The sequence below is a fragment of the Sandaracinus amylolyticus genome (assembly GCF_000737325.1).
Taxonomy (GTDB): domain Bacteria; phylum Myxococcota_A; class Polyangia; order Polyangiales; family Sandaracinaceae; genus Sandaracinus; species Sandaracinus amylolyticus.
In genome coordinates this window covers 4740818-4767456 of the sequence record NZ_CP011125.1, presented here as the reverse complement: position 1 = coordinate 4767456, position 26639 = coordinate 4740818, and the positions used below count along the sequence as shown (strand labels likewise).

Sequence of the window (26639 nt, the reverse complement as noted above, 5' to 3'; positions counted from 1 at the left end):
CCTGGGCGTCGGGTCAGGTCGGTGAGGTCAGGGGTCGAACGAGGAGCCAAGCGGATACGCCCGCGACGACGGTGTCGGCCTCGTACGCGAACCCTGCGCGCTCGAACGCCGCTCGCGAACGTAGATTGTCGCATCGAATGAACGCGCGTACGCGGCGCGCTCCGGAGCGCCATGCGACTCGCGCGACGCCGGCCTCGATCACGCGCGCGGCCAGCCCGCGGCCACGATGCTCTGGCGCGATCGTGATCCCGATATCGACCACGTCGGCTTCGGACCTGTCGAATCGAACCAGGCCGATGTCCCGCTCCTCGCGGTCGACGGCGATCCACAGCCATGCGTCCGCGCTTCGACGCTTGCTGGCGAACCAGCGCAGGTGATCGTCGAGCGGAATCGGCGCGCTTTGGAAGGAGCCACCGCGCGTCCCCGGGTCGTTCGCCCAGGCGTGGAGCGGCGTACCGTCTTCGGCGCGCACGGCTCGCAACCGCAGCTCGCCCGCGTCGAGGTGCATCGCAACGCGAGCGGCGCCTTCACCGTCGATCAGTTCCTGGCCGCGTTGCGCGAGCTCCACTCGTGCCGCGCGCGATGCGACGAGGTGCGCGAGGGCAGCACGGACCTCGGAGGACCCGAACTGCTCTGCGGATCCGAGCGCGTGTGCGATTCCCAGGCGCGCGGCCGACCGGAGCACGGGCTCTTGGTTCGGCGCCGTCGAAACGAGCGCTGTCGGCGTACCGAGGTAAGCGAGCTCCCAGGTCGTGCTTCCCGATGCGGCGATCGCGAGATCGGCCCGCGCGAGGCGCACGGGAACGTCCGGAGGATCGACCAGCGTCTCGACACCGGGATCCGTGGTGGAGCGCGCGGCGAGCAGGGTTGCGTCGGGATTCGCCGCGCCGACGAGCGCAGTGATCGTGAGATCGGGCGAGATGCTCGCCAGCAGCTCGATCGCGCGCGTGGTCAGACGCGCGGGGTCGGCGCCCCCGAAGGTGACCAGCGCGCGGGACGCGCGCTCCGGGTGGATTCGATCGGAGCGCGGCGACGAGAGGAACTCGCGGCGGAGCATCGCGAAGCGCGCGCCCGCGAGCACTGCGCCGCTCGCGCGCGGGTAGAGCGATTCGTGTCCGTGCAGGTTCTGGTTGAGCACGTCGCTGGCGATCGCCTCGCGAGAGCCGTCGTCGTCGATCACGAGCGTGCGGTGCCCTGCGCGCGCCAGCTCGTCGGCATACGGCGAGCCGATGTGGTAACCGTCGACGACCACGGCCCGCGGGGCGATCTCGCCCAAATTGCGCATCGTTTCCTTGAGTTCGTCACCGTCTCCGGTGCCGCGAGTCCCGATGACCTGAACGTGCTCGCGCGCGAGGCGCTCCGCCACGCGCGGTGGCGACGACGTCAAGAACACGACGCGCCCGCCGCGCTCCTGCCACGCCTGCGCGAGGGCGAGCGAGCGCAGCACGTGCCCCACACCAATCCGAGGTCCGGCGTCCGCGCGGACGACGAGCACCGGCGCGGTCATCGAGCGAGCGCGGCCGCGATCACGTCCGCGACGCGATCGACGTCGGCGTCTTCCATCGCCGGAAAGAGCGGCAGGCTCAGGCACCCGGCGTAGTAGCGCTCCGCCCCGTCGAACGACCCGCCGGAGAGCCCGTTCGCGACGAAGTCGGGTTGGCGGTGGACCGGGATGTAGTGGACCTGCGGGAGGATCGCGGCCTCTCGCAGCGCGCTGTACAGCGCGAGTCGGCGTGCCGCGACCGACTCGAGCGTCTCTCCGTCTCGCGCGACCAGCCGTGCCACGTACAGGTGGTACGACGACGTCGCCCCGGCGCGAACGCGGAGTGGCACGATGCGATCCGCGAGCGGGGCGAGAGCCCTGTCGTAGCGCGCCGCGAGCTCCCGACGTCGCTCGACGAAGCGCGCGGCCTTGCGCATCTGCGAGAGGCCGAGCGCGCACTGGACGTCGGTGATGCGGTAGTGATAGCCGAGCGTTCGCTGCTCGTAGTACCAGGGCCCCTCGTTGCGCGTGAGGCGCGCAGGATCCTTCGTGATCCCGTGAGTGCGCAGCTCGAGGAGCTCGCGGTACGCGCCCTCGTCGTTCGTGACGATCGCGCCACCCTCGCACGTCGTCACGTGCTTGACGGGATGGAACGAGAAGATCGCCATGTGCGCGTGCGATCCGCTGCCCGCGCGATGCACGCGACCTCCGTGCTCGTAGCTCGCGCCGAGCGAGTGCGCGGCATCCTCGATCACGATCGCGCCGAGCTCGTCCGCGAGCGCTCGCACCCCCGGCAGATCGGCGACCGTGCCCGAGAAATCCACCGGGATCAGCACGCGCGCGGGGTGGCCCGCCCGCGCGAGGTCGTCCGCGGCGGCGCGCATCGAGTCCACTCGCACGAGCGCGGTGTCGGGATCGACATCGGCCAGGCGAGGTGGTCCGCCAGCGTACCGAATCGCGTTCGCGGAGGCGACGAACGTGATGTCCGACGTCACGCCGCCCACGCCCGCCCGCACGCCGGCGGCGAGACATGCGAGGTGGAGCGCCGCCGTGCCCGACGCGACCGCGACGGCGTACCGCGCGCCCGCCAGCTCCGCGACTGCCTCTTCGAAGCGAGCGACGGTCGGTCCCTGCGTGAGCCAATCGCCGCGAAGCGTCTCGACGACTGCCGCGACGTCATCGTCGTCGATCAGCTGCCGACCGTAGGGAAGAAGCCGCTGGCTCACGTCACCACGCCCAGCGGTTGGAGTCGAGCCACGCGCGCGTGCGGCGCAGGCCCTCTTCGAGGCTCGTCGTCGGCTCCCATCCGAGAAGCTGCTTCGCCTTCGACGCGTCTGTGCAGAGCCGCATGATCTCGGCTTGCGGGTGATCGTGCGGCACCCGCTCGACGACGTTCGAGCCCGTCCGGCAGAGCTCCGCGAGGTCGCGGACTGCGATGTCGCGGCCCGTGCCCGCGTTGATCACCTGGCCTTCGGCCGCGTCGCTCGTCGCGGCGCGCACGACGAAGTCGGCACAGTCCTCGACGTACAAGAGGTCGCGCGTCTGCTCGCCCGTGCCCTTCACGAGCAGCGGCTTCCCGGCGAGATCGCGCTGCAAGAAGATCGACACGACGCCGCCCTCGCCGTTGCTCTTCTGGAACGGTCCGTACGTGTTGAACGGGCGGACGACGGTGACCGGCAGCCGGTACGCGTGGAAGTACGACAGCGCGAGGTGATCCGACGCGATCTTCGACGCTGCGTACGGCGACGCCGGTCGGAACGGATGCGTCTCGACGATGGGCATGGACGAGGTCGCGTACACCATGCACGTCGACATCACGACGACGCGCGGACGCCGATCACGCAGGCGCGGCACGTCGCGATCGAAGTCGAACTGTCGCGCATCGACGTCGAGCCCGTTCCGCGCGAAGTACTCGCGGCGACACGCCTCGAGCACGCGGAACGTCCCCTCGACGTCGTTGCGGAACGTCGGGTAGGGGTCGTCGATCGACTTCTGCACGTGGATCGACGCGCCGAGGTGCAGCACGAGGTCCCACGGCCCGCGCTGGAACACCCGGGCCAGGGTCTCGGGATCGGCGAGATCACCGTGGACCAGACCCGCGAATCCCGAGCGCCCCTCGAACTCCCGCAAGTTCTCGCGGCGGCCGTTGCTCAGGTCGTCGAGCGCGAGCACCTCGTGCCCGTCGTCGAGCAGGCGCTGCACCACCCAGCGCCCGATGAAACCCGCTCCTCCCGTGATCAGACAGCGCATCTCAGCTCCTCGGCGCGAACGGATCGAGCACTCGGGTCTCGCGCAAGTACGCGACGATGTCGTCGCGCGTCATCAACCGGTCGTTCCCCGAGTGCCACTCGCGATCGACGGGACGACCGTCGGGGAAGTCGCTCAGCTCCGGGCGGTCGACGTAGCGCGTGTCCGGCGGCGGCAGGATCACGAGCAGCGCGTCGAGCTCCAGGGCGCGCGGGCGCTCGTCGGCGGAGAGGAGCTCTTCGTACAGCTTCTCGCCGGTGCGCGCGCCGGTGCGAACGATCTCGCAGCGACCGCCCGCGAGCAGCTCCGCCATCGCGTGCGCGAGATCCGCGATCCGCAGCGCGCGCATCTTGGTGACGAAGACCTCGCCGCCCTTCATCCGCGCACCCGCCTGGAGCACGAGCTCCGCGGCTTCCTCGATCGTCATCACGTAGCGCGTCATCGCGTCGTCGGTGAGCGTGAGCGGCTCCTGCCCGAGGAGCTGGCTCGCGAAGATCGGCAGGACCGATCCGCGCGACCCGATCACGTTACCGAACCGCACCGACGCGAAGCGCGTGCGGCGCGGGCCGCGGATCTGGTTGGCGGCGGTGACGAGCCGCTCGCCCATCATCTTCGAGGCCCCCATCACGTTCGTGGGGTTCACGGCCTTGTCCGACGACGTGAAGATCACGCGCTCGACGTTCGCGTCGAGGGCGGCGCGGAGCACGTTGTCGAGCCCGACGAGGTTCGACTGCACGACCTCGAACGGGTTGTACTCGCCCAAGCCCACGTGCTTGAGCGCGGCGGTGTGGAACACCACGTCCACGCCGCTCATCGCGAAGCGCAGCCGATCGAGGTCGCGGATGTCGCCGAGCTGCGGCGCGACGTGACCGCGACCGTGCAGCCGCTGGTGGAGGAAGAAGAGCTCGCTCTCCGCGTGATCGAAGGCGCGCACCGCCTTGGCGTGAGGAGCGAGCCGGGCGCAGAGGGCCGAGCCGATGGTCCCGGCGGCGCCGGTGACGAGGACGGTCTTGTCTTTCACATACGCGGGAACGGGCACGCGATCTCCTCGATCCACGACTGTTGCGGGTCGACCCGCCGACGTTCGGCCGGCCGGTGTACCACGGTGCGGTCGCGGGCGGCCAGGCGACGAGCGGGCACACCGCGCGCGTCGCGCGCCGCCCGATCCCGATGTGCGCTCATGCGCGTGTGGGCCGCGATCATGCACCCTCGGGTCGACACGGCGCGCCGCGCCCGCTCCGTGCCTCGAGCCGCCGCGGTGGTGCGGAGCGCCTAGCATGCGAGCGCAGATGGCCGGCGCGGTGGACGCCTTGAGCGCGCAGAGGGTCGGCGGAGGAATTCCACCCGTCGGTCTTCTGCAGGAGGGTCGCGGCTGGAAATCACACCGCCGACTTTTCTGCACGACGCCCGCGGTTCGAACCAACTCAGACCGCGAACCCTTCTGCAGAACGTGCGCGGTTCGAATTCAGACGGCGGACCCTTCTGCAGAACGTCCGCGGTTCGAATTCAGACGGCGGACCTTCTGCAGAACGTCCGCGGTTCGAATTCAGACGGCGGACCTTCTGCAGAACGTCCGCGGTTCGAATTCAGACCGCGGATGCTCTTTTCTGCGCAACGGGTCCGCCGCCGCTCCGATGGAGCCCCTCGTGAGCATCGCAGCCGTGGTGGCTGCGCTCGCGAAGGAGAAGCGCCCGTGTCCATCATCCTGAATCCGCCCGACTTCCGCGCTTATCACGGCCTCCGCGTCGGCGCGCAGTACGCGAAGCCGGTCGCGCGTCAGCTGTTCAACGTCGCGCCGGACGACATCACGCCGGACGAGCGCAAGGCGCTCCGCGTGGTCGTCGCGGTCGGCGATGACGTGCAGTCGGTGTTCGCCGAGCGCGATCGCTTCTCGAGCGCGCGCCTCCAGCCCATCCGGATCTCGTTCATGAACTACTGGGCCGCGCTCCACGGCGTGCTCGATGCGAAGGCGCGCCTCGGCGACGCGTTCGGCGACGAGGGCGCCCGCGCGCGCGCGGTCCTGGCCGCGTACTTCGCCGACGGCGTCTCGTTCTCCCGGCTCGACGCGCACGCTGCGTGGTTCGAGGGGCAGCGCCGCCTCGATCGCATGAGCGACGAGGAGACCGCGGACGAGGTGGAGGCGCTCGCCGGCGCGGCGGTGTTCGCGGCGGTGAAGGCCGGCACGGCGGCGATCGGAGAGGCGATCGGCGTGGGGAAGGCCACGCGCGCGTCGGACGTGCCGAGCGCGACGGCGCTGCAGGAGACGCTGGCGAAGTTCTCGCGCGCCGTAGGCGCGTACACGCGGCTGCTCGCGGCGAAGGTCGACGAGGAGGACGCCGCGTCGATCGAGAGGTTCCGCCGGGCCGTGGCTCCGATCGACGACTACCGCGCCATGCGCGGGAAGGAGAGCGGCGCCGGCGCTCCCAGCGAGCCGCCGGTGGTCGAGCCGACCGAGCCCGGCGAGCCGGCGACCCCGGCGGACGAGTGAGGGCGCTCCGGCGGAAGGCACGGCGACGCGGCTCCCGGGGCGCGACCCCGCGGAGCCCCGCGCTCGTCGCACGAGGAGGACAGCGATGACGAACGGCGATCGAGAGCCAGCCCCGCTGGCGTGGAAGACGGTGATGCTCGTCGAGAACGACGAGCCGCTCCGCGCGCTCGGCGTGCAGATCCTCCAGCTCGCGGGCGCCGAGGTGATCGCGTGCGATGGCGCGGAGCAGGCGAGGGTGGTGCTCGCCGACGCGGTGCCGGACTACGTGATCACCGACGTCGAGCTCCCGGACGACGGCGGACGTGCGCTCGCTCGCGAGCTGCGCGCGCAGCCGGATCTCCAAGGCGTGTTCGTGGTGGCGCTCGCGCCGCCCTCGCTCTCGCGCGCGTCCCTCGACGAGACCTTCGACGCGGTGATCGAGAAGCCGAGCGGGTACGAGCACGTGGTGACGACGCTGGGCTCGCTGGTCCTGCCCGACGACGCCGCGCCGAGGCGCGTGCGCGCGCGGGTCGCCGACCGTGTCTTCCTGCGCGACGGCGGCGACTCGCTCGGGCTCGTGCAGCTCGTGCGCGACGAGGGCTTCGTCGCGCACGTCGAGCGCCTCGGACCGACGTTCGTCCCGGCGGACGCGGTGGCCGCGCGCCACGAAGGAAAGGTCCTGCTCGACCTGTCGCGGCTCGACGACGAGCTGCGGGCGGGGCTGCTCGCCACCGATCAGGCGCGATAGAACTCGCGGTACCAGTCGACGAACCTCGAGATCCCCACCTCGATGGTCGTCGCGGGCTTGAACTCCACGTCGCGCTCGAGGTCCTCGACGTCCGCGTACGTCGCGGGCACGTCGCCGGGCTGCATGTCGAGGAAGCGCTTTTCGGCCTTCTTGCCGAGCTTCTCCTCGAGCACCTCGATCAGCTTCATGAGCTCGACCGGCTCGTGGTTGCCGATGTTGTAGACGCGCCACGGCGCTGCGCTCGATCCGGGATCGGGCCGCGCGCCCGACCACTCGGGGTTGCGCTGCGCGGTGCGATCCGCGATGCGCACCACGCCCTCGACGATGTCGTCGACGTACGTGAAGTCGCGGCGCATGCGCCCGTGGTTGAACACGTCGATCGGACGCCCCTCGAGGATCGCCTTCGTGAAGAGGAAGAGCGCCATGTCCGGGCGACCCCACGGGCCGTAGACCGTGAAGAAGCGCAGACCCGTCGTCGGCAGCCCGTACAGATGGCTGTACGTGTGGGCCATGAGCTCGTTCGCCTTCTTCGTCGCGGCGTAGAGGCTCAGCGGGTGATCGACGTTCTGGTGCACCGAGAACGGCATCTCGGTGTTCGCGCCGTAGACCGAGCTCGACGACGCATACGCGAGGTGCTTCACGCCGTGATGACGGCAGCCCTCGAGGATGTTCACGAACCCGACGACGTTCGCGTCGACGTACGCGTGCGGGTTGACGAGCGAGTACCGCACGCCCGCCTGCGCCGCGAGGTTGATGACGACGTCGAAGCGCTCCTTCGCGAAGAGCGCGGGCACGAGCTCGCGATCCGCGATGTCCCCGCGGACGAAGCGAAACCCGGGTCGCCCTTCGAGGCGCGCGAGGCGCGCTTCCTTGAGCGTCGGGTCGTAGTAGTCGTTGACGTTGTCGAGCCCGACGACCTCGTCGCCGCGCTCGAGCAACCGCAACGACGTGTGGAACCCGATGAACCCCGCAGCGCCGGTGACGAGGTACTTGGTCACAGGCACCAGTACGTGAGACCGCGGGGCAGCTTGCTCGCGTCGAGCGCGCTCTTCACGTCGACGACGATGCCGCCGTCGCGCACGTGACGCGAGATCGCGGGGCCCGAGAGCTCGAGGTACTCGCGGTGCGCCACCGCGAGGATGAGCACGTCGAGGTCGCGGAACTTCTCGAGCGACGAGAGCTCGAGACCGTACTCGTGCTGCGCCTCTTCCGCTTCGGCGCGCGGATCGTGGATCAGCGGCTCGACGCCGAACTGCTTCAGCTCCGCGATGATGTCGGGCACGCGGCTGTTGCGGAGATCGGGGACGTTCTCCTTGAACGTGAGGCCGAGGATGCCGACCTTCGCGCCCTTCACCGCGACGCCCGCGCCGATCAGGAGCTTCACGGTGCGCTGCGCGATGTACGCGCCCATGCCGTCGTTGATGCGACGGCCCGCGAGGATGACCTCGGGGTGGTAGCCGACCGACTGCGCCTTCGACGTCAGGTAGTACGGATCGACGCCGATGCAGTGACCGCCGACGAGACCGGGCTGGAACTTGAGGAAGTTCCACTTCGTGCCCGCCGCCTCGAGCACGTCGCGCGTCCGGATGCCGAGCCGATCGAAGATGAGCGCGAGCTCGTTCATCAACGCGATGTTGAGATCGCGCTGCGTGTTCTCGATGACCTTCGCGGCCTCCGCGACCTTGATCGACGGCGCGCGGTGAACGCCCGCCGGGATGATCGCCTCGTACGCCTTCGCGACGCGCTCGAGCGTCTCCGCGTCCTCGCCCGACACGACCTTCGTCGTCGTCTCGAGCGTGTGCTGCTTGTCGCCCGGGTTGATGCGCTCGGGCGAATAGCCGAGCCGGAACTGATCGCGCGAGAGGCCCGAGACGCGCTGCAGGATCGGCGCGCAGATGTCCTCGGTGACCCCGGGGTACACCGTCGACTCGTAGACGACGATCGCGCCCGGCTTGAGCAGCTTCCCGACGCTCTCCGACGCCTTCACGACCGGCGTGAGATCGGGCTGACGGTTCTCGTCGATCGGCGTGGGAACGGTGACGACGAAGAACGTGCCGTCGGTGATCGTCGCGGGGTCCGCGGTGAAGCGGATCGTGGAGCGCTTGAGCTCCGCGGGATCGACCTCGTTCGTGCGATCGATGCCCTTCACCAGCTCGTCGATGCGGCGCTGGCTGATGTCGAACCCGACGACGCCCTCGAACTGTCGGGCGAACGCGAGCGCGACCGGCAGGCCCACGTAGCCGAGGCCGACGACGACGATCTTCTCGTTGCTCTTCATGCTCCCTGCTCGCTCTCTCATGTCAGCCGGCGCGGACGCCGATCCCCTCGTAAGTGAAGCCCATCTGGCCGAGCTGGTACGTCGACCAGATGTTGCGCCCGTCGAGGAGCAGAGGCCGGCGCATGGTGGTGCGCAGGCGCTCGAAGTCGGGGTTGCGATACTGGCCCCACTCCGTGACCAGCACGAGCGCCTCGGCGTCTTTCGCGGCCGCGTACGGATCGGTCGCGAGCTCGACGCGATCGCCGTAGCGAGCGCGCGCGTTGTCGAGGCCCTCGGGATCGTGCGCGACGACGTGCGCGCCGTCGGCGAGCAGCGCGTCGATCAGCGTGAGCGCGGCGCTGTCCCGGATGTCGTCGGTGCGCGGCTTGAACGCGATGCCCCACAGCGCGACGCGACGCCCTCGCACGTCGCCTTCGAAGTGGTGCCGCAGCTTGCGGAAGAGCACGCCCTTCTGGCGCTGGTTCACGAGCTCCGTCGCGACCGCGAGATCGAGCTCGAGCCCGTGCTCGCGCCCGGTGTGCACCAGCGCGTTCACGTCCTTCGGGAAGCACGAGCCGCCGTACCCCGGGCCCGCGTAGAGGAACTTGGGCCCGATGCGCGCGTCGGTGCCGACGCCGAGGCGCACCTGGTGCACGTCCGCGCCGACCTTCTCGCAGAGCGCGGCGATCTCGTTCATGAACGAGATGCGCATCGCGAGCATCGTGTTCGCGACGTACTTCGTCAGCTCGGCGCTCGCGGGATCCATCCACACGATGCGATCGCGATCGAGACACAGCGGGTGATAGAGGCGCGCCATCACATCGCGCGCGAACTGATCCTCGGGGTCGACGCCCACGACGATGCGATCGGGCCGCAGGAAGTCGTTGACCGCGTCGCCTTCCTTGAGGAACTCGGGGTTCGACACGACGTGCACCGCGTGCGGCGCTTCACGCACGAGGCGCTTCACGCGCACGTTCGTTCCGACGGGCACGGTGCTCTTGCAGACGAGCACGCACTCGCGCGTGGCGTGCTGTGCGACCGCGAGCGCGACCGCGTCGACCGCGCTCAGATCCGCGCCGCCGTCGGGGCGCATCGGCGTGCCGACACCGATGAAGATCACCTGGGCGTTCGCGATCGACGTCGGCACGTCGTCGGAGAACGCGAGACGGCCCTCGGCGACGTTGCGCGCGACGAGCTCGTCGAGGCCCGGCTCGAAGATCGGCATCTCACCGGCGCGGAGCTTCGCGATCTTCGTCGCATCGATGTCGGCGCACACGACCGTCGCGCCCGTCTCGGCGAACCCCGCGCCGCTGACGAGGCCGACGTAACCCGTGCCGACCATGCAGACCTTCATGCCGAAGCCTCCGATCGCTGCGGCTCGCTGGTGTGCCGCGCGAAGTACTCGATGGTGCGCGCGAGCCCTTCGCGAAGCGGCACGCGATGACGGAACCCGAGGCGCTCGCGCGCGACCGTGAGATCCGGACGGCGCTGCGTCGGATCGTCCGCGGGCAGCGGGCGATGGACGATCGGCGATCGGCTGCCGGTGAGCTCGCGGACGAGCTCGGCGAGCTCGAGCATCGTGAACTCGCCGTCGTTGCCGATGTTGACGGGACCCGTCGTGTCGGGGTGCTGCATCAAGAGGAGGAAGCCGTCGATCAGATCGCTGACGAAGCAGAAGCTGCGCGTCTGCTTGCCCTCGCCGTAGACCGTGAGCGGCTCGCCTCGCAGCGCCTGCACGATGAAGTTGCTCACGACGCGCCCGTCATTCGGATCCATGCGCGGGCCGTACGTGTTGAAGATGCGCACGATGCGCACCTCGAGGCCGCGCGTGCGATGGAAGTCCATGCAGAGCGACTCCGCGACGCGCTTGCCCTCGTCGTAGCAGGCGCGCGGTCCCAGCGTGTTGACCGAGCCGCGGTAGGTCTCGGGCTGCGGGTGCACCTCGGGGTCACCGTAGACCTCGGACGTCGAGGCCTGGAAGAAGCGCGCGCCGTCCGCGCTCGCGCGCTCGAGACCGTGGAGCGTCCCGAGGAAGCTCGTCTTCGTCGTGAAGATCGGATCGCGCTGGTAGTGCGGCGGGGACGCCGGGCAGGCGAGGTTGAACACCCAGTCGAAGCGACCGCCGAGCGCGGGCAGCGGCTCGATCACGTCCTGCTCGACGAGCGAGAAGCGCGCGTGCGACCGGAGATGCGTGAGGTTGTCGCGGGTGCCGGTGTAGAAGTTGTCGAGGGCGACGACCTCGTGACCGAGCTCGAGGAGTCGGTCACAGAGGTGCGACCCGACGAACCCGGCTCCGCCGGTGACGAGGGCGCGCTTGGTCATGAATCAGCGGGTTTCGTAGACGCTGCCGGCGGGCTCTGCAACCAGCGTATATGTCCTCTGCGAATGCGGTCGAGGGAGTTCGTCGGAGAGCCGAGAGGGCGCGTGTGAGCATCGGAACGACGTTCGCGACGCTGCGACGGCTCGGTGGGGCGCGTGGCGAATGGGCGCGCGCTGGCGCGCTCGGCGCGCTCGGCGCCGCGGCGGAGATCGGGCTCGCGCTGGCATTCGCCGGGCTCGCGCGGGGCGCCTCGGAGGACGCAGCGTCGATCGCCGAGCTCTGGACGATCGCGCTCGCGCTCGGTGTGGCGGCGGCGGCGAGAGCCTGCGTGGGGATCGCGATCCACCACCTCACCGGGACGAGCGCGATCGAGGCGTCGCGCGCGCTGCGACGAGTGGGCCTGGACGTGGCGTTGCGTGCCGATGCTCGCGGTCTCGAGCCCGCGACCGACGTGCTCTCGCGATGGGTCGAGCGCGTGCCTCGCGCGGCACAGGCACGGCAGGCATCCGTTGGGTTGGTCGCGTGGTCGGTCCAAGCCGTGTGTCTCGGTGCGCTCGTCATCGCGAAGGCACCGTCGGTCGGGCTCGCGATGATCGGCGTCCTCGCGGCGAGTGGGGCGATCGCGGCGGTGCTCGCGCGCCGCGTGCGCCGCATCGCGCGCGGGCTCGCGCCGGCGCAGCGCCGCATCGCGGCGACGCTCGAGCGCGCGACGCGACGCGCGTGGGAGATCCGGGCGCTCAGGACCGTATCGATCGAGCGCGCGCGGCTCGCACGCGAAGTCGACGCGCACGCGGACGAACAGCGGCGCGTGGCGGCAGCGAGCGCGCTCGCCAGCGCGTCGCCGCTGCTGCCGGCGCTCTTGGCGATCGGCGTGCTCGCCAGCCTCGGGCTCGTGTCGGGTGTCGCGCTGCCGGACCTCGTCGCGATGCTGTATGCGCTCGTGCGGCTCGCGTCGTCGCTGACCGCCGCCGGCCACGCGATCGGCGCGTTGTCCGCGGCGGGCCCGGCGCTGGAGGAGATCGCTCGCGAGGTGCCGCTCGAGACGGCGGGAGCCACACCGTCGCACCGAGCGAGCAGCCCGCCGTGCGCGCTCTCGCTGGAGTCCGTACGGGTCGAGATCGGCGAACGTGTGGTGCTGCGCGACGTCAGCCTCCAGGTCGCGCCTGGACAGGTCGTCGCGCTCGTCGGCCCGAGCGGCATCGGCAAGACGACGCTGCTGCGCACGTTGCTCGGTGTGATCGAGCCCTCGCAAGGGCGGGTGTCCATCGATGGTGCGGCGCCCGCGCTGTGGGCTGGCCGCGGCGGACGACTCGGGCTCGTCACCGCCGAGCCGCTGCTGTTCGCTGGGACCCTCCGCGAGAACGTCGCGTACGGAAGCTCGGACATCGCAGACGACGCGCTGCTCGACGCGCTCGCACGCGCCCGAGCGTCGAGCGTCGTCACGCGGGGCCTCGACCGCGTGCTCGGCGAGGGAGGGGAGGGGCTCTCGAGCGGTGAACGTCAGCGCGTCGCGCTCGCTCGCGCGCTCGCCGCCGAGCCGAGCTTGCTCGTGCTCGACGAGCCGACGTCGGCGCTCGACGTCGCGCTCGAGCGTGAGATCGCGGCGTTGCTGCGCGAGTCTTCCGGTCGATGCACGGTGCTGGTCGCGACGCATCGCGCAGCGCTCCTGGGCGCGTGCGATCGCATCGTCGAAGTCGTTCCCGGCGATGATGGAGCGACGCTGGACGAGCGCGGCCGCGAGGCGACGAGCGCATGAACGAGCACGCGAAGCTCAGGCTTGCCGCCCGCGCCGTCGCGCGCCGCGTCGCTGGCCGCATGGTGGTCGTCACGCTGCCCGGTCTCGAGACGCGCGTGCTCAACGAGGTGGGCGCGCGCGTCGTCGAGCTCGCCGACGGGCGCACGCTCGGTGAGATCGTCGAGGTCGTGGCGAGCGAGCTCGACGCGGACCGTGAGGTCGTGCGTCGCGACGTCCGCGCGTTCGTTCTCGACCTCGTGCGCGAACGAGTGCTCAGCGAGGACGCGTAGCGAGCCACGCCCGCAGCGCGCGCGCGATCACCAGCGGATCGAGGAGGGCGTCCGGGCCGGCGACGAGTCGCGCGGCAGGGACTGCCGCGAGGTCCGCGAGGATATCGATCATCGCGTCGCGATGCGGCGCCCCAGGCACCACCGCGAGCGCGCTCGATCCGAGCAGCGTCGCGAAGACGGCAGCTGCCTCGACGGGCTCGATGGAAGTCCTCGCGCCTCGATCGATCGTCGGCAGCACGACCGCGTCGATCCGCGCGGGCGGTGCGTCGCGCGGGTCCGGAAGCCGTGCGCGGAACTTGGAGACGCTCCCATCGAAGACGGCCCCGAGGACATCGAGATCGGGATGCGCCGCGAGCGTCGTGTCGCTGACGTGAGGAGGGCGCCGGACGGGCCACACGACGCGGTCCACATCGACGTACGCGGCGTCGTCGCACACCAGCACGCCGCCTCCGCGAGCGACCGCGAGCGCCGCGCTCGTCTTCCCCGATCCCGACCCGCCCGGCATGAGCAACGTCGCTCCGTCGAGGCACACGACGGCCGCGTGGGCGTGAGCGAGCCCGCCGTGTGCAGCCACCACGTGCAGTGCAATCGATGCTGCGAGCGCGCACGGTCCCTCTGCGCGGCCACGCAGTCCTTTCGGCGTGACCCGCAGATCGGCGCTCGGGCTCCACACGCGCACTGCGTCGAAGGGCTCGAAGACGAGGCGGACAGGGCCGTAGAACGCCGCGTAACGCTCGGGCGCGATGCCGACCGGGCCTCGGTCCACGATCCACGGAAACGTCGCGACGTCATCGGAGCGCGTCGTGGCGGGCAGATGTTCGAGCCCGCCCGTCGCGCCCGGGAGCGCGTCGGGCACGTCCCACGCGACGCTCAGCGCGCCGAGGCGAGCTTCACCCCGCGACATCCGAGCCGACGACGTCGATCAGTCCGAGCTCGTGCAGCTCCGCGAGCCAGCTCTCGACATCCGTGCGTGCAGTCTCGAAGCCCACTTCGAACTCGCGGGCCAGCATGCTCGCGAGCTCCTCGAGCGTCGCGGGCGCGCTCAGCGCGGACCACAGCGCCTCGCCCGTCTCGTTCAGCGTGAAGTACGCCTTCGAGGCAGGGTCGAGGACGACCCCACCTCGCGGCAGCTTCGTGTGGATCGCGCGCGTCGAGGCGCGCCAGCGGCGGGTCACGTCAGCGCGCGTCGACGGGCTGCTGGGGGCGGGGATCTCCGACCGGGCTGACGAACAGGCCGCTCGTGCTCAGCGGGCCCCAATTCGTCGGCGTCGCGTAGTAGGCGACGTAGCCCGCCTCGGTGTCGCTCGGGTACGAGAGGCCGAGGCGCTGATCGCCGCTCTGAACCGCACCGGCGAGCGGAACGAACGCGGTGTCGGGCATCAGCTGAATCGTGCTCGCCACCCAACAGCGGCGAAGGTCGTTCGCCGCGGGCGTCGCGATCGGCGCCCCGGTATCGCAGACGTAGATCTGCGTCCCCGGCGCGCTGAAGCCGGACCAGCTCTGCGGCGGAACCAGACCCGCGGTGGCGTTCCCGCGGAAGGCCACGAAGCGGCCGCTCGGCGAGAGCGTCGGGATGCCGTAGGTGTTCGGGCCCGCAGTCACCGCGGTCCCGCTCGGGTTCGCGGTCACGACCTCGAGCCCGCCGACACCCTCGGCCGAGCTCGCGCGCACGACACGCCCACAGCTGTCCGTGCAGAACGCCACGACCGAGCCGTCGCCGGAGATCGCGGTGTGCGACGGCGCGGTCACGGCCGGCGTGACCGGGTACACGACGACCGAGCCGGTCAGCGACTCGCTGTGGTCGTAGACGTACACGTCGGGCGCCGCGTCGGTGTCCGCGGCCGGATCGAGCCGCCCACCACCGACGAACACGATGCGCTGTCCGTCGTCGCTCACGTCCGCGAAGCGAACGCTATCGCCGGTCGCGGCGCACGGCGCGTAGCGCGCCGTCGTCGGCGCGTAGAAGTCCGAGCCCCGGATCGCGCTCACGTGATGGATCTCGCCGGTCGTCGAGTCGTAACGGTAGACGTCCGGGCACCCGCGACCGTTCGGGACGGTCTGGCCCGCGAGGTTGCGTGCCTGGCTCTGGAACACGAGGACCGTGCCATCGCTGTTGAGCCGCGGGAGCCGGCTTGCCTGGTTGCCCGCGCCGCCGCCCGTCGCGGTCGAAATCAGTGTAGGCGTACCTCCCACACCGTAGTCGTAGCGGTAGATCTGCGACAGTCCGAGGCACCCGGCCGCCTCGTACGCCAGCACCGCGCCATCGTCCGAGAGGTCGAGGTTCAGCACGCTGCAGCCGGCGTCGAAGGTCGACAGCGAGCCGGTGCTCAGGTCCTTGCGATGGACGATCGCACCGACGACGTACGCGGCGTACTGGCCGTTCGCGGAGAGCGCGATCGGACGGCCAGCGGTCGGGATGATCGCGGCGTTCGAGGGGTAGGCGCCCGCACCAGGATTGTCGCGCACTCCGTTGCTGAGGCTCGCGCGCACCGTCGGCGTCACGAGGAGCCCGCGCACCTGCACCAGGAAGCGGAACGTGAACTCCGTGCCGGTCGTCGTGCCACGGAACGCCCACCGCATCGTGACGCTGTTCGCGATCGAGCTGCTCCCACGACCGAGCTCGCCGAAACGGAACAGCCCGTTGGGGATGGTCGGCTCGCCGAAGCCGAAGTCCGGCGTCGCGATCTGCGCCCCGTTGGGGACGATCTCGACCGACGTCGTGGTGCCGTTCGGCGTGAGCTCGATGAGCTCGGCGTACGCGCGCTCGATCTGCTGGCCCGGGTAGAGGTTCCGCAGGCGCACACCCTGACAGATCCCCGAGAGCGAGCCCGTCGGCGGGCTGCCGCACGCGGCGACCCACGAGCCCGACGTCACCGTGCCGTTGATCACCGTCGCGCGCTGGCCCGCGACGTTCGAGAACGCGACGTAGCCGCCGCCAGTGCAAGACGTGGTCGTGCACGACTGGGACGGGATGTCGACCAGCGGCTCCGCCGCGACGCCCACGATGGGGTCCGCGTCGACGCGGCCATCCGGCGTCAGGAAGCGATAGCTGAGCTCCTCGCCGTCGAACTCACCTTCGATGAGCTGGATGACCGGCAGGTCGTCGACCTCGACCGGGGCTGGCAGGGTCGGCTCCGCTCCGTCGGGCGCACACGCGACGAGCCCGGCGGGAAGCCCGACGAGCGCGAGGATCACGGCGACTGCGCGACACGACGAGTGACGTTGCATGCGATTCTCCCTCCGGCGCTCCGGTACCCAACCCCAGTTGCACGCCAGCATAACACGTTCACAGAAAATTCGATGCAGGGTGTTCCCGGCCTGCGCGCGTGCTCAGCGCGCCACCGGAAGCGAGCGCTTCGCGCTCCTGACGCGGTGTAGCGCACCCCGCCAACGTGGCCGCTCGGCGGACGGTCCATCACGGCCATCGACCGACCAGTGAGGGCGGCCGAACCGCCGCAGGCACGAGTTGCAGGCGTGGTGGCGCCAAGGGCCCGCATCGTCATCCGCGGCGCGAGCGAGGATCGCTTTCCGTTGGATCTCGGCGAGCGCTCCACGGACGAGGCGCAGCCCACTCGCGACGTCGCCGGCGACGCTCGGATCGACACCCTGGTGCGGGACCTGGGAGTGCAGGCAGCAGAGCGTCAGCCGGCCGTGCACGTCGACGTGCAGGGTGTCACCGCGGAGCGGACCGCACAGTGCGCCGGGCTCGTCCGCCGACGGCCAACCCGTGGTCGTCAGCACGGGGATGGACCGGCGCGCGCGCAGCGCTCGCACCCGCGCGTCCACGATGCGCCACTCGTCCGGCTCGAGGCGAAGCTCGTCGTCGAGCGGTGTGCCGGTCGCCTGCATCGCGCCGAATCGGACCCATCCGGCACCGAGCGCCTCGGCCTCTTCGGCGATCGCCTCGAGCTCGTCGACGTTTCGCGCGTGGACCGTGGTCGTGATCCCGAACGGCACGCCGAGCGCGACGGCGACGGACGCTGCGCTCAGCACCTCGCGTCGCTGCCCGGCGCCGCGGAGAGAGTCGTGCGTGGCGTCGCTGGCGCCATCGAGGCTCAACGCGATCCACCGACACGCATCTCGTCGCGCCGGCACTTCGTCGAGCCAGCAGGCGACACGGTCGAATCGGCGGCCGTTCGAGACCATGTCCCAGCGCATGCCGTACGCGACCGCGAGATCGAGGATCGCGGGGAGCTCGGGGTGCAACGTCGGCTCGCCGCCCGTCAGCGAGACGTGCCGGATCCCGAACTCGGAGGCGGCCTCGGCGAGCACGGCCGCGATCGTCGACAACGGAAGGTCGACCGGCTGCGCGCCCGGGTCACGCAGGCAGTGATCGCAGTCGAGCTGGCAGCGGTCCGTCAGGTGCAGCCCGACGCGCTGCACCCGCTCACTCCTCGCCGGGACCGAAGATGTCCTCGGTGCCCGAGGTCGGTTGCAGCGTGTTCGAAGCGATCGGAATGCGGCGCTCGATCCGCGGCGACTCGTACGCCCTGCGACCGGTCGGCTGAGCCTGGGCGTCCTGCGCCGCGCGGCGCTCCTCCGCCTTCTTCCCCTCGCGCATCGTCGCCCCGTTCTGCATGGACCCCGTAGTTGTGTCAAGAGAGGCAATCGTTCGATGGACGAGCGCGAAATCGCTGCGGCGATGACCGTGGTCGCGGGCCGCGAGCTCCTTGCGCGCGCCGCCGACGCGCTCTCGGTCGTGGGCGTCGTGCCGGTCGCTCTGAAGGGCGTCGTGCTCTCCGCGCTCTCGGAAGGATCGGGCGCGCCCCCGCGCCCGATGTCGGACGTCGACATCCTCGTCAGGCCTCGCGACCGGCGAGTCGCGGAGCGCGCGCTCGCGGCCGCGGGGCTCGAAGAGATCGCGCGCTCCCCCGTCGCGACCACGCTGCGCGCGAGAGATCTCCGGCTCGACCTCGATCTCCACACGGCGCTGGTCGAGCCCGAGCTCTTCCGTCTCGATACGGACGATCTCGTCGAGCGCGCGGCGGATGCGTCCTCGCTCTTCGGACGGCCGGTCCGGATGCTCGAGCGCCACGACTTCTACGCGCATCTCGTGGCGCACTTCGCGCGGAACCGGTCGAACGCGCACGACCGGCGACATCTACGCGACTTCGCGGTCGTCGCGCGCGCGCTCCCGATGCGGCCCGACGACGTCGCGTCGCACCTCCTCGAGCGGGGGCTCGCGCGCGCGGCGCGGTACGCGCTTACGCTTGCATCACGCCGCGGCGACGAGTTCGCCGCGCACGTCCTCTCCAGGCTGCCCCGAGATCGCGTGGGCGCGCTGGTCGCACGCAGCGCCGAGCTCTGGCTCGCGACGCACGCGGGCAACGCGCCGCTCGCCGTGCCCGCGCTCCACGCGCTCAATCGTTCGCTCCCCGCAGGCATGCGCTCGCTCGGCGCGCATCTCGCGCGGGGTCTCGCGTCACGCGCGCGGCGGGTGCTCGAGCGTGCGCCGGAAGCGCGGTGATCGAGGCTCGAGGAACGGCACGCCTGCGAGCTCGACCCACGCGTGGCCTTTCGCGACGTCGTCCTCGTCGATCCCCATCACGAAACGCGGCGCGTGCCCCGCTTCGTGGAGCAGCGCGTACCGCGCGAGCGCTCGGAAGAGGCACGTGTCCGACCCGACCGGCCAGTGGCGCGCGACCCGCTCTCCGAGCCTGATGGCTTCTGCGACGTCTTCTCGCGTCGCGGGCACGCGTCGCGACGAGCCATCGAGCGAGGTGAGCAGCGCGTCGAGCGGGTCCGAGCGGTAGCGGTGCGCGAGCTCGATGCGCAGCGCGACGTAGCGCACTGCGCACCGGGCGCGCCGGACGGCCTTCGCGATCAGCGGCAGCCCTGCGTGCGCGTCTCGATCACCGGCGCACACGCCGCCGAGCAGCTCGCGATGAACGCCGCCGACGCGCCGCACGCGGGAACGGTCGCGGACTGCCAGCCCGTCGTCGTGGTGCACGCTCCGGCCGAGCCGACGCACGAGCCCTGAGCTTCGTACTGCGGCGTCTCGCTGTAGTCGCAGTCGAAGTCGAACGCGACGATCCCGTCGACCGCCGGCGTCGTGAAGAACCCGGTCACCCCCGTGTGCGCTCGCGTGTCGCCATCGGCGCAGTCGAAATCGTCGAACTGCGGCGGCCGCGACGTCCACACGGGCGAGGCGGTCGTGCAGCCGGTCGCACCCGGCGTCGGGGCGGTGCAGCCATCGACGCTCGGCGCGGACTCCACGGCCCAGCCGTCGCCGTCGCAGTCGGGATAGAACGTGCCGGTGAGCATCTCGTCGATCGCGTCGTCACAGTCGTTGTCCTCGGCGTCGCACGCCTCGGTCGCACCCGAGTGGCGCAGCGGGTCTGCGTCGTTGCAGTCGGTGCACGCGCCGTCGCCGTCGCCGTCACCGTCGACGGGCGTGTAGACGCATCCCGTGGCTGCGTCGCAGCTGTCGGTCGTGCAGTCCATGAGGTCGTCGCACGTCAGAGGCGCTTCGGACGGTGCGCACATCCCGTCGACGCACTGCTCCTCACCATCGCAGCGATCGGCGTTCTGGCACTCGGCGTCCGTCGTGCAGAAGCCGCCGCCGTCGAAGGGGCCGCCGTCGAAGCCGCTGTCCGTGCCCCCGCCGTCGCTGGGGCCTGCGTCGTCGGATCCCGCGTCGACGGGACCCGAGTCGAGGGGGAGCGCGGCGTCGACCGCGCCGGCGTCCGCCCCTCCGTCGGGCGTGGCGGGCGCGTCGTCGTCTCCACAGCCGGCGATGAGAGCGAGAAGCGCGGCGAGAACGATTGGCGTGCGGATCGACATGGGGCCTCCCTCGGCGTTGCGACGTCAGTCGAAGCAGCGACGATGTAGCAGACGCGGGCGGGCCCGCGTGATCCGTGTGGCCCGCTCAGCGCGAGGGCGCGGGCAGCTGCGCGCGGGGATCGCTCACCGGGCTCACGAACACCTGGAGGTCGCTCGTCGCGACGGCGGCCCAGCCGGCACCATTGGTCTGATACGCGACGTAGCAGGCCTCCTCCTCGTCGCCGCACGCCATCGCGGTGCGCCCCGCGCCGACCGTGGCACCGCCGAGGATGCTGAAAGCGCTCGTCGCCGTCGGCTGGAACGTGCTCGCGACGAAACAACGCTCGAGCTCGATCGCCGCCGAGCCCATGTCGCAGACGTAGTACTGCGTACCGCTCACGAGGAACGAGCTCGTCGACGCGAGGTTCGTGTAGCTGCTCCAGAACCCGACGAAGCGGCCGTTGCGGGAGAGCGACGGCCACGGCGACGCGAACGACGGACCCGTCCCGTTCACCTCGGTCGGGCTCACCGTCACGCGCTCGACGGTCCGACTCGCCGTCGCGCCGCTCGCCGACGAGCGGCGATAGACGTGGCGAGTGCCGCTCGTCGTCGGCGTCCCCGTCGAGACGTTCGTCGCGAGCGACGAGAACGCGATGAACGCGCCGTCCGCGGAGATCGACGGGTGATCCGACGCTGCACTGAGCTGCGTGTTGTTGTGGCGGAGGCTGACGCGATGGACGTTCGTCGTCGCGCCGCCGTGGCGGTAGACGTAGACGTCCGACGCGTTGTTGGTGTCGCCCGTCACGAGGGTCGCCCACGAGCCGCGGAAGACCACGGCGCTTCCATCCGCGCTCACGTCGGGCGCTTCGCCGGCGTTCGCGGCATCCCAGCCGGCGAATCCGGCGACCGCGTTGGGCGCCGTGCCCGCGCGTCCGCTCACGTGCGTCGTGGTCCCCCCGGCGAGGTCGCGGCGATACGCGTCGACGCACAGACGGAACAGCGGGAACCCGAAGAACTCGAACGCGGGCGTGCCCGCCACGAGATCGAACGCGTTGCTCTGGAATACCACGACCTGGCCGTTCCCGCTGATTTGCGCGCTCGTCGCAGCCTGGTTCGCGTACCCACCTGCGGTGTCGGCGCTCGCGAGCGTGGTCGTCCGCGCGGCGACGTCGCGCACGTAGACCTGGGTCGTGCTCGTCGCGCCCAGCCCGACGAGATCGCAGCCCGAGCTCTCGAACGCGATGCGATTCCCATCATCGGAGATGCTCGGGTTCGTCGACGTGCAGCCGGTCGCGATCGTGTCGGTCCCGTCGATGCGCTCGACGACAGCGCTCTCGCCCGTCGTCATGTCGTGGCGGACGACGTACTGACCGCCCGTCTGGCCGTGCAGCGACGAAGACGCGGTCGTGTACACGACGTAGCGGCCGTCCGCGGACATGTCGATCGACGATGCGCCGACCGTCGCGCCAGCGGTGCGCGCCGGATAGTCCGTCGCGGGGTCGTCGTTCCCGACGACGCTCGCGCGACGCGTCGGGGACACCAGGTGCCCGCGCACCTGCACGAGGAAGCGGAACGTGAGCTCCGTTCCCGGCGGCGTCGCACCGTGGAAGACCCAGTGCGTCGTCGGGCTCGTGGTCGCGGTGCCGTTGCGCCCGATCTCTCCGAAGCGCCAGAGACCGTTGCTGACCGCAGGCGCGAGCGAGAAATCGGGGACCGCCGCGAACGGCTGCGCGGGCACGCTGACGCTGGTCGTCGCACCGGTCGGCGTGATCGAGATCAGCTCGGCGTACGCGCGCTCGATCTGCGTCGCGTAGAGGTTCCGGAGCCGGACCTGCTGGCACACGCCGGACGTCGGGCTCACGGGGGCGGCACCGCAGAGCGTGGGGTCCCACGTGCCGACCGCCGTGCCGTGAGTGACCGTCGCACGGCCACCCGCGACGTTGGAGAACGCGACGTAGCTTCCGCCGGTGCACGTCGCGGTGGTGCACGAGCGCGAAGGGATGTCGACGAGCGGCGCCGTGACCACGCCGTCGAGCTGCTCGCTTTCGTCGAGCTCGAGCGTGCGGAACGTGAGCTCGTGACCGTCGTACTCACCCTCGATCAGCGCGACGACTGGCAGCGGCGCGACGGGCGGGTCGATCGTTGGGTCCCCCGCGTCGGGAGCGCCGAAGCATCCGACGAGCAACGCAGCGCTCGACGCGCGCAGCCACCAGCCATTCTTCCGTCCACGCTGCTCCGGTCGCCCCGACATCACGGCCTCCCGAGCGCGAATCCCGCCGATTCGAGCTCCCCATCAGGGAAGCACGGGAGCTACGCCGGATCCAGTGCCGAGCGACGAATCTGCTCACACCGTCGCAGGGAAGTCAGCGACATCGCTGCACACGCATCTCCAGGCGCTCGCCGCATGCCGCGTCGCAGCCCACGACGAACGAGCCCTCCGCGCCGCACACGGGCACGCCGGTGGCCCAGCCGGGCGTGTGCTCGCAGCCGGTCCCGACGCTCGCGCACTCCCCGGATGCCGTGCTCTCGAACGTGATCCTGCCGTCGCAGTCGAAGTCGAACTCGAGGCCGGTCACGTGCCGGAGCAGCGGCGACGCGAACAGCTCCGACTGGCCCGAGTGAGCGCGCGCGTCGGTGTCGTCGCAGTCGTACGACGGGTCGCTCGGCGCGTTCGTGATCCACGCCGCGCCGGCAGCGCCGCAGCCGGTCGTCGCCGGATCGGGCGCAGCGCAGCCGGTGTACGTCGTCGCGTCGCGCGGCGCGTGGCCATCGTCGTCGCAGTCGGCGAAGTACACGTCGATGCCGTCTTCGTCGATCGCGAGGTCGCAGTCGTCGTCGCGGTCGTTGCAGACGTCGAGCGCGCCCGGGCGCACGTCGGGATCGGCAGGTGCGCAGTCGTTGCAGTCGTCCGCGCCGTCCGCGTCGGTGTCGGGCGCGACCATCGCACAGCCGCTCGACGGTTCGCAGAGGTCGAAGCTGCACTCGGCGCCGTCGAAGCATCCGAGCTGGGCGCCCGGCACGCATGCCTCGTCGACGCAGCGCTCGATTCCGTCGCACACGTCGGCGTTCGAGCAGTCCTCGTCCGACGTGCACTCGGCGGGATCCGCGCCGCCGTCGTGATCGCTCGCATCGCCAGCGGGCGCTGCATCCGTCGGCGACGCAGCGTCGCGCGGAAACGCCGCGTCCATCAGCCCGGCGTCCGTCGGGACGGCGCCGTCGTCGTCTCCGCAACCAGGCTGGACGAGCACCAGCAGGAGGAGGATCGAGCTCCGAGCGAGCCAACGCACTGCGAGCGCAGTCTACGCTCGAACGTGTGATATCCGTTCGACGAATGCGCGCGATGGTGTTCGCCGCGGGGCTCGGGACGCGACTGCGGCCGCTCACGGACGTGCTCCCCAAGCCCGTCGTGCCGCTGTTCCATCGCCCGCTCTGCTGGTTCGCGCTCGATCATCTGCGGCGCGCCGGCGTCACGGACGTCGTGCTCAACACGCACCATCTCGCGCAACGCGTGGAGGAGGAGGTCGCGAGCGCGCCGCGCATCGACGGGCTCGCGGTGCGGTTCGCGCACGAGGGCACGCTGCTCGGCACCGGCGGCGGCGTGAAGCACGCGATCGCCGTGCAGTCGCGCGCGCTCGGGCGCGAGGTCGCGGACGACGACGTGGTGATCGCGTTCAACGGCGACATCTCGTTCGCGCCCGATCTGCACGCGGCCATCGCGCTCCATCGCGCGAACGGTGCGCTCGCGACGATGATCGTCCGCGAGGATCCCGACGCGGCGCGCTTCGGTGCGATCGAGATCGACGAGGAGCACTCGGTCCGCCGCATGCTCGCGCGTCCCGACGGAACGCTGCGCGCGACGATGTTCACCGGCGTGCACGTGCTCTCGGGTCGCGCGCTGCGCGAGCTGCCGGACGAGGGGTGCATCGTCCGCCGCGGGTACGTGCCGTGGCTCGCGCGCGGCGCGCGCATCGCGGCGCACGTGGAGCGCGCGCCGTGGCGTGATCTGGGCACGCCGCGCGAGTACCTCGCCGCGCATCTCGACGTGCTCCGCGGCGCGCTCGCCTGGCCGGGCCTCGATCCTGCGCGCGAGGCCGTGCACGCGAGCGCGACCGTCGGCGCGAGCGCCGTGCTGCGCGAGACGACCATCGGCGCCCGCGCGTGCGTCGCCGAGGGCGTCACGCTCGAGCGCTGCGTCGTGTGGCCGCGCACGCGCGTGACCGCGTCCGCGCGCGACGCGGTGCTCGCCGGCGCGCACTGTGTTTCCGCGCTGTAACGAATGCCCCCACTGGTGCCGATTGCGTGAGCGATGGCAGTCTCTGTGGTTGCGTCGGAGTGGACGTCCCCATTAGCGTCCCCCGACTCGACGCGTGGGGGCTCAATGCGTTCTTCACTTCTGTTCTCGTTCGTCTCGTGCTCGCTGATCGTGTCCGTGGGGTGCACCGAGCCGGTGGGTGGCGGAGGCAGGCCACGTGACGGCGGGATGACGCCACCGGACGGCCAAGGCGCGACGCCGTGCACCGCCGGTGGTCCGGCTCGGATCTGCCTCGGGGCCGAGGAGGTCAGCTGCAATCCGGACGGCACGGAGTCCGGACGGCGCAACTGCAGCGAGACGGGTGGCACGTGCGCGCCCGGAATGGGCTGCGTCGCCTGCCTTCCCAACCGCGGCATGTGCGACGGCGACACGCTGCAGCGCTGCCGGCCCGACGGCTCGGGCTACGACGTCGTCGAGACGTGCGACGCCTCGGCGGGCCTCGTGTGCAACGCGACCAGCGTGACGTGCAGCTCACCGTGCGCCGACGCCGAGGCCGCGAACTCGTACATCGGCTGCGAGTACTGGCCGGTCACGACGCTGAACTCGCAGGTCGCGTCCGACTTCCCGTTCGCCGTCGTCGTCGCGAACCCGCAGTCGAGCGCCGCACAGGTCACGGTCACGCGCGGCACCGCGATGGTCCGCACGGTGACCGTCGCGCCCGGCGCGGTGCAGACGATCGAGCTGCCGTGGGTCACCGAGCTCAAGCAGCAGTTCTCGCAGACCGATCAGATCGAGGAGTCGACGCTCCTCCGCGGCGCGGCGTACCGCCTGCGCTCGTCGCTGCCGGTGACGGTCTACCAGTTCAACCCGCTCGAGTACCGCATCGCGCGCGACTGCGCCGACGAGTCGCCGCTCGACGACGGCTTCGGCGACGGGCAGTGCTTCTCGTTCACCAACGACGCGTCGCTGCTCCTGCCGACGCACGCGCTGACCGGCAACTACCTCGTGACCTCGGTCGCCACGCGTCACATGCGGATCACGCCGATCAACTTCGGCACCGAGGGCACGCCGCAGGAAGGACAGAGCCCCGGGTTCCTCACGATCGTCGGCGCCTCGGATGCCGCGACCGAGGTGTCGATCACGTTCAGCGCGCACGTGCGCGCGTCGACCGACGGGATGGTCCAGGCGTTCACGCCCGGCCAGACCGGCATGTTCACGCTCAACGCGGGTGACGTGCTGCAGCTCGTCGCCTCGCGCCCCGCGTCGTGCACGCCGTTCGGCGCCGCGGACATGCAGGGCTCGGTGCTCGCGGGACGCCGCGTCGAGTACTGCACGGTCGGCGCCGAGTACGATCTCACCGGCACCGAGATCCGCGCGACCGGCGGCCGCGTCGCGGTGTACGGCGGCCACAACTGCGCGTTCATGCCCGCGAACCGCTGGGCGTGCGATCACCTCGAGGAAGCGCTCTTCCCCGAGGAGGCGTGGGGACGCGAGGCGATCGTCTCGATCACGCAGCCGCTGATGAACGAGCCGAACGTCGTCCGCATCATGTCCGCGCGCGACGGGAACATGATCACCTTCGATCCCGCTTCGACGCACGCGGCGGTCACGCTGAACCGCGGTCAGACCGTCGAGTTCGAGGCGCGCCAGAGCTTCCGCGTGTCGGGCACCGAGGCGATCAGCGTCGCGCAGTTCCTCGTCGGCCAGAACTACCCGGGCATCAACGCATCGATCGGCGACGTGGGCGATCCGTCGATGTCGCTCGCGATCCCGACCGATCAGTACCGCACCGAGTACACGTTCCTCGCGCCGAGCACCTACGTGCGCAGCTTCGTGAACGTCACCGCGCCGATGGGCGCGACCGTGACGCTCGACGGCACGAACGTGCTCGGGTTCCTCCCGGTCGGCGGCACCGGCTTCGGCGTGGCGCGCGTCGAGATCACCGGCGGCGCGCACACGATCACGAGCTCGCAGGAGTTCGGCATCGTCGTGTACGGGTTCGGCCAGTACACGAGCTACATGTACCCGGGCGGCCTCGACCTCGAGTCGATCAACGAGCCCATCTGATCGTCACGTGA

General features: G+C 70.9%; 23 protein-coding genes. 7 read left to right on the top strand and 16 right to left on the bottom strand.

The window, feature by feature from the left end; all coding sequences use genetic code 11:
• Positions 1-13: 13 nt before the first annotated feature.
• The 4 genes from pseG to DB32_RS20255 are packed head-to-tail and all read right to left on the bottom strand — an operon-like array spanning position 14 to position 4751.
• Complete coding sequence (pseG, locus tag DB32_RS20270) at positions 14-1507, bottom strand: UDP-2,4-diacetamido-2,4,6-trideoxy-beta-L-altropyranose hydrolase (RefSeq protein WP_053234305.1); 1494 nt, start codon at positions 1505-1507, stop codon at positions 14-16.
• The gene (pseC, locus tag DB32_RS20265; RefSeq protein WP_053234304.1) at positions 1504-2709 is read right to left on the bottom strand and encodes a UDP-4-amino-4,6-dideoxy-N-acetyl-beta-L-altrosamine transaminase; all 1206 of its coding nucleotides are present in this window, start codon (positions 2707-2709) and stop codon (positions 1504-1506) included. The genes pseG and pseC overlap by 4 nt, the downstream gene beginning before the upstream one ends.
• A gap of 1 nt (position 2710) precedes the next feature.
• A complete protein-coding gene (locus DB32_RS20260; RefSeq protein WP_053234303.1) occupies positions 2711-3733 on the bottom strand; it encodes a dTDP-glucose 4,6-dehydratase in 1023 nt (340 codons plus the stop codon).
• A 1-nt stretch (position 3734) separates the two neighbouring features.
• A complete protein-coding gene (locus DB32_RS20255) occupies positions 3735-4751 on the bottom strand; it encodes an SDR family NAD(P)-dependent oxidoreductase (RefSeq protein ID WP_205627065.1) in 1017 nt (338 codons plus the stop codon).
• Positions 4752-5423: 672 nt separating this feature from the next.
• Here DB32_RS20255 and DB32_RS20250 point away from each other — a divergent pair.
• Positions 5424-6218, top strand: coding sequence for a hypothetical protein (locus DB32_RS20250; RefSeq protein ID WP_053234301.1), 795 nt, complete (start codon positions 5424-5426; stop codon positions 6216-6218).
• An 85-nt stretch (positions 6219-6303) separates the two neighbouring features.
• Positions 6304-6945 carry a response regulator gene (locus DB32_RS20245; RefSeq protein ID WP_053234300.1) on the top strand — a complete coding sequence of 214 codons (642 nt, stop codon included), beginning with the start codon at positions 6304-6306 and terminating at the stop codon, positions 6943-6945.
• Here DB32_RS20245 and DB32_RS20240 read toward each other — a convergent pair.
• Genes DB32_RS20240 through DB32_RS20225 form a run of 4 tightly spaced genes read right to left on the bottom strand, consistent with a single transcriptional unit; the run spans position 6933 to position 11524 of the window.
• Positions 6933-7943, bottom strand: coding sequence for an NAD-dependent epimerase (locus tag DB32_RS20240; protein ID WP_053234299.1), 1011 nt, complete (start codon positions 7941-7943; stop codon positions 6933-6935). The genes DB32_RS20245 and DB32_RS20240 overlap by 13 nt on opposite strands.
• A complete protein-coding gene (locus DB32_RS20235; protein ID WP_053234298.1) occupies positions 7940-9223 on the bottom strand; it encodes a nucleotide sugar dehydrogenase in 1284 nt (427 codons plus the stop codon). Before DB32_RS20235 ends, DB32_RS20240 begins: the two co-directional genes overlap by 4 nt.
• Before the next feature lie 22 nt (positions 9224-9245).
• Positions 9246-10556, bottom strand: coding sequence for a UDP-glucose dehydrogenase family protein (locus DB32_RS20230; protein WP_053234297.1), 1311 nt, complete (start codon positions 10554-10556; stop codon positions 9246-9248).
• Positions 10553-11524 carry a UDP-glucuronic acid decarboxylase family protein gene (locus DB32_RS20225; RefSeq protein WP_053234296.1) on the bottom strand — a complete coding sequence of 324 codons (972 nt, stop codon included), beginning with the start codon at positions 11522-11524 and terminating at the stop codon, positions 10553-10555. The genes DB32_RS20230 and DB32_RS20225 overlap by 4 nt, the downstream gene beginning before the upstream one ends.
• A 104-nt stretch (positions 11525-11628) precedes the next feature.
• Here DB32_RS20225 and DB32_RS20220 point away from each other — a divergent pair, with 104 nt between their 5' ends.
• Both DB32_RS20220 and DB32_RS20215 read left to right on the top strand, forming a co-directional pair.
• The gene (locus tag DB32_RS20220; protein WP_053234295.1) at positions 11629-13278 is read left to right on the top strand and encodes an ATP-binding cassette domain-containing protein; all 1650 of its coding nucleotides are present in this window, start codon (positions 11629-11631) and stop codon (positions 13276-13278) included.
• Complete coding sequence (locus DB32_RS20215; protein WP_053234294.1) at positions 13275-13547, top strand: PqqD family protein; 273 nt, start codon at positions 13275-13277, stop codon at positions 13545-13547. The genes DB32_RS20220 and DB32_RS20215 overlap by 4 nt, the downstream gene beginning before the upstream one ends.
• Here the strand turns inward: DB32_RS20215 and DB32_RS20210 are convergent.
• The 4 genes from DB32_RS20210 to DB32_RS48360 form a co-directional block, all read right to left on the bottom strand.
• Positions 13531-14451 (bottom strand): phosphoenolpyruvate carboxykinase (ATP), encoded by a 921-nt coding sequence (locus tag DB32_RS20210; RefSeq protein ID WP_053234293.1) that lies wholly within the window; start codon positions 14449-14451, stop codon positions 13531-13533. The genes DB32_RS20215 and DB32_RS20210 overlap by 17 nt on opposite strands.
• Positions 14438-14722, bottom strand: a complete 285-nt coding sequence (locus DB32_RS20205) for an HPr-rel-A system PqqD family peptide chaperone (protein ID WP_053234292.1) — start codon at positions 14720-14722, stop codon at positions 14438-14440. The genes DB32_RS20210 and DB32_RS20205 overlap by 14 nt, the downstream gene beginning before the upstream one ends.
• Before the next feature lies 1 nt (position 14723).
• A complete protein-coding gene (locus tag DB32_RS20200; protein ID WP_157069217.1) occupies positions 14724-16775 on the bottom strand; it encodes a TolB family protein in 2052 nt (683 codons plus the stop codon).
• Between the two features lie 102 nt (positions 16776-16877).
• A complete protein-coding gene (locus tag DB32_RS48360; RefSeq protein ID WP_053234290.1) occupies positions 16878-17930 on the bottom strand; it encodes a radical SAM protein in 1053 nt (350 codons plus the stop codon).
• A 49-nt stretch (positions 17931-17979) separates the two neighbouring features.
• Between DB32_RS48360 and DB32_RS20185 the strand changes: the two genes are divergently transcribed.
• Positions 17980-19014, top strand: coding sequence for a nucleotidyltransferase family protein (locus tag DB32_RS20185; RefSeq protein WP_075097564.1), 1035 nt, complete (start codon positions 17980-17982; stop codon positions 19012-19014).
• Here DB32_RS20185 and DB32_RS46900 read toward each other — a convergent pair.
• From DB32_RS46900 to DB32_RS20165, 4 genes are all read right to left on the bottom strand, one after another.
• Positions 18970-19338, bottom strand: coding sequence for a lasso peptide biosynthesis B2 protein (locus DB32_RS46900; RefSeq protein ID WP_169791494.1), 369 nt, complete (start codon positions 19336-19338; stop codon positions 18970-18972). The two genes, DB32_RS20185 and DB32_RS46900, sit on opposite strands and share 45 nt — an antisense overlap.
• 32 nt (positions 19339-19370) lie before the next feature.
• On the bottom strand, positions 19371-20330 hold the full coding sequence (locus DB32_RS20175) for a putative metal-binding motif-containing protein (protein ID WP_053234282.1): 960 nt from the start codon (positions 20328-20330) through the stop codon (positions 19371-19373).
• 85 nt (positions 20331-20415) lie between these two features.
• Positions 20416-22560, bottom strand: coding sequence for a TolB-like translocation protein (locus DB32_RS20170; RefSeq protein ID WP_053234280.1), 2145 nt, complete (start codon positions 22558-22560; stop codon positions 20416-20418).
• Between the two features lie 112 nt (positions 22561-22672).
• Positions 22673-23596: a putative metal-binding motif-containing protein gene (locus DB32_RS20165; RefSeq protein ID WP_053234279.1), complete on the bottom strand. Its 924-nt coding sequence runs from the start codon at positions 23594-23596 to the stop codon at positions 22673-22675.
• A 44-nt stretch (positions 23597-23640) separates the two neighbouring features.
• Between DB32_RS20165 and DB32_RS20160 the strand changes: the two genes are divergently transcribed.
• A complete protein-coding gene (locus DB32_RS20160) occupies positions 23641-24582 on the top strand; it encodes a nucleotidyltransferase family protein (protein ID WP_053234277.1) in 942 nt (313 codons plus the stop codon).
• Between the two features lie 207 nt (positions 24583-24789).
• Positions 24790-26628 (top strand): IgGFc-binding protein, encoded by a 1839-nt coding sequence (locus DB32_RS20155; RefSeq protein ID WP_157069214.1) that lies wholly within the window; start codon positions 24790-24792, stop codon positions 26626-26628.
• Positions 26629-26639 lie beyond the last annotated feature (11 nt).

Coding starts and splice junctions, on each gene's coding strand:
- pseG (WP_053234305.1), bottom strand. CDS start 1,507: ATGACCGCGCCGGTGCTCGTCGTCCGCGCGGACGCCGGACCTCGGATT.
- DB32_RS20260 (WP_053234303.1), bottom strand. CDS start 3,733: ATGCGCTGTCTGATCACGGGAGGAGCGGGTTTCATCGGGCGCTGGGTG.
- DB32_RS20245 (WP_053234300.1), top strand. CDS start 6,304: ATGACGAACGGCGATCGAGAGCCAGCCCCGCTGGCGTGGAAGACGGTG.
- DB32_RS20235 (WP_053234298.1), bottom strand. CDS start 9,223: ATGAAGAGCAACGAGAAGATCGTCGTCGTCGGCCTCGGCTACGTGGGC.
- DB32_RS20230 (WP_053234297.1), bottom strand. CDS start 10,556: ATGAAGGTCTGCATGGTCGGCACGGGTTACGTCGGCCTCGTCAGCGGC.
- DB32_RS20225 (WP_053234296.1), bottom strand. CDS start 11,524: ATGACCAAGCGCGCCCTCGTCACCGGCGGAGCCGGGTTCGTCGGGTCG.
- DB32_RS20215 (WP_053234294.1), top strand. CDS start 13,275: ATGAACGAGCACGCGAAGCTCAGGCTTGCCGCCCGCGCCGTCGCGCGC.
- DB32_RS20210 (WP_053234293.1), bottom strand. CDS start 14,451: ATGTCGCGGGGTGAAGCTCGCCTCGGCGCGCTGAGCGTCGCGTGGGAC.
- DB32_RS20200 (WP_157069217.1), bottom strand. CDS start 16,775: ATGCAACGTCACTCGTCGTGTCGCGCAGTCGCCGTGATCCTCGCGCTC.
- DB32_RS20175 (WP_053234282.1), bottom strand. CDS start 20,330: ATGTCGATCCGCACGCCAATCGTTCTCGCCGCGCTTCTCGCTCTCATC.
- DB32_RS20170 (WP_053234280.1), bottom strand. CDS start 22,560: ATGTCGGGGCGACCGGAGCAGCGTGGACGGAAGAATGGCTGGTGGCTG.
- DB32_RS20160 (WP_053234277.1), top strand. CDS start 23,641: ATGCGCGCGATGGTGTTCGCCGCGGGGCTCGGGACGCGACTGCGGCCG.
- DB32_RS20155 (WP_157069214.1), top strand. CDS start 24,790: ATGACGCCACCGGACGGCCAAGGCGCGACGCCGTGCACCGCCGGTGGT.